The following is a 2,305-nucleotide window of genomic DNA, read 5'->3' on the forward strand; positions in this document are numbered from 1 at the left end:
GCTGTTGCCGACTTCGTGGAGAAGGTCGTCGAGCGTGCCACTGCGCTGTCGGGGTCGGCCCCGGGGTTGGTGTCGGCGCTCGAGTCGGCGCTGCGCTCGGCCGGCATCGACGGCGGTGCCCGCCTGGAGACCGCGAAGGCCTCGGCTGCCCTCGTGCAGCAGCTGCGTCACCAGAGCGGTGTCGACCTCGTGCGCACCGTGGCGACGGCGGTTCTAGGTCCAGCGACGCCCGCTGCGGCCGGCAAGTCGTTGGCGTCGGCCGGTGACGTGACCACCGCGCTCAACGCCTTCGACTGGAGCCGGCTCGCCCCACTTACCCAGGCCATCACGACCGAAGCCGGCGACGCGGCATCCGCACTTGATGTCGTCGAGGCGCTGCGCGCTGCGCTGCACCAGGACGAGCTCGTCACACCCATTGCCAAGGCACTCAAGGACGCTGACAACGGCGCCTTCCGATGGCTCGCCAACCGCGGCGGCCCCGCGCCGACGCCGGATGACCACGACGACCCGGACCCGTCGAAGGACGAGGTGACGGTCATCGACCATGCACGGTTCGACGGGCGAGCACGGCGCCATGCCGGCACGTCGGACGAGCAGGTGCTCGGCGAGCTTCGCGCGTTCCTGGCCGCGAACCGGGACAAGACGGTCGACGTCACCTGGCGTGTGGTGCCGTGAGCGTGACAGCGACCGCGACTCCGGTCAGCACGACGATGGTGCTCGCCATCGTCGACGAGGCTCGGCTCAAGGACTACGACTCGGGCGTCATCGGCGTTCGCGGCGCACCCGACCGAGCCCTGGCCACCGACGTGCACCACCGCGGCCAGCTCGTCCAGATTAGGCCCGCGGAGTCGGCACTTGCGGTCCGGGAGATCCTTCACGACCGACAAGAAGACGCGTGGCTCGTCATCGTGACCGATCGCGACGACGATGACCTCGGGGCCGGCATTCTCGCTCACCTGTTGTGGCATCGGCTGCGGAGCCCTGACCCGTGGGAGGCCGTTCGCCACCGCTTCGCTGCCAGTGGCATCGACCCCGCCCTCACCCAGGTCAAGGACAGTCGCGAACTCGCCACCGGGCTGCTGGCTGCCGCCCCGCCGGGTGGCTGGCCGGCAGCCCCCGCGGGCATCCTGACCCGCGGCCATGCCCTGGCTTCGGTGGCGGCCCCCCACCTCGACCTCGAACGCGACGGGATCGACGCACTGACGGTGCTGCGCTGGACGATGCGCCCTGGCAGCGTCGCCGCCGTCGCGACGCTGCGGGCAATGGCTGGGGATCGCCTCACTGACGAGACCCTGAGGTGGCTCGCAGCCCAGGCTGGCAGCGCCGCCGAGTGCGTCGACGCGCTCCTGCGCCAGGGCGAGATCAGCGACGTGGTGCCCGTGGGCGTCGTGTCGTCGCTGCTGGTGTCCCCGAGCCTCGGTGACGCTGACCTGAACCACCAGGCTCAACTGGCGCTGGTGCGCCTCGAGCCTCGCTGGGGCGGTGTGCGGCCGTCGCCTCGCGCGATTCACGCTCTGGGCACCGCCACCTCGGCCCTGCTCGCCGACCTCGTGCACGATCGCCGGTGGTCCGAATCCGTCGACCGCGCCCTTCGGAGCGCTGACGATCTCATCGTGCAGATCCAGGCCGACGGACTCGCCGGCTACAGCGACCTCCTTCCGCGAGGGCTGCGGCGACGGGTCCACCGCCTGGCCGAGTCGCTGCAACGCGTCCCGTCGGCTACGCCCACCTCTCCCGTCTGGGCGGAGGTCGAAGCGGCGTGGGAACGAGTGCACGGGCATGCCCTCAGCGCAACCTCGGCGCGGGAGTTGGCGCCCTTCCTCGCTGCGGTCCGCCTCACGCGATGGTTGGCGACCGAACCCCGGACGTCGACCAACCTCGTGGATACCGTGCGCGTGCACATGACGGACCGCGCCTGGGTCGATGCAGCAGTCAATGACGCCCTGGCCGGGGCTGACGACCCCGGCCTCGCCACCGGCCTGGCGGCCGTCGCCGGGGCTGCTCAAGCACGACGCCGGGACGACGAGAGGGTCTTTGCCCGGCACCTCGCGCTGGCCACCCCAACGCTCGACAGCATTGGCCAGATCTCCCCCTCGGACGGCCAGCCGCCGGTCTGGACGATCGAAAGCCTGCTGCCCGAGGTCGTCCTGCCCCTGGCGAAGAAGGCCCCCGTGCTGATGCTCGTCATGGACGGGATGAGTGCCGCAACCGCGACAGAGATCGTCGACGACGCCATCGAGCGCCACGGGTGGTTCGAAGCGGCGCTTCCCGGGGCTGCGAGTGACGCGCGGGCCTGCGCGGTCGC

At 71.3% G+C, this 2,305-nt stretch carries 2 protein-coding genes; both read left to right on the plus strand.

What is annotated here, in order from left to right; all coding sequences use genetic code 11:
• Positions 1–675: BREX-2 system ATPase PglY family protein (locus PKY62_RS13110; protein ID WP_502875852.1), on the plus strand; the 675-nt coding region annotated here is incomplete at its 5' end.
• On the plus strand, positions 672–2,305 hold a 1,634-nt coding region (pglZ, locus tag PKY62_RS13115; RefSeq protein ID WP_324537671.1), incomplete at its 3' end, for a BREX-2 system phosphatase PglZ. The genes PKY62_RS13110 and pglZ, both read left to right, overlap by 4 nt.

Origin of the sequence: Actinotalea sp. (assembly GCF_035443605.1) — a bacterium.
Lineage (GTDB): Bacteria > Actinomycetota > Actinomycetes > Actinomycetales > Cellulomonadaceae > Actinotalea.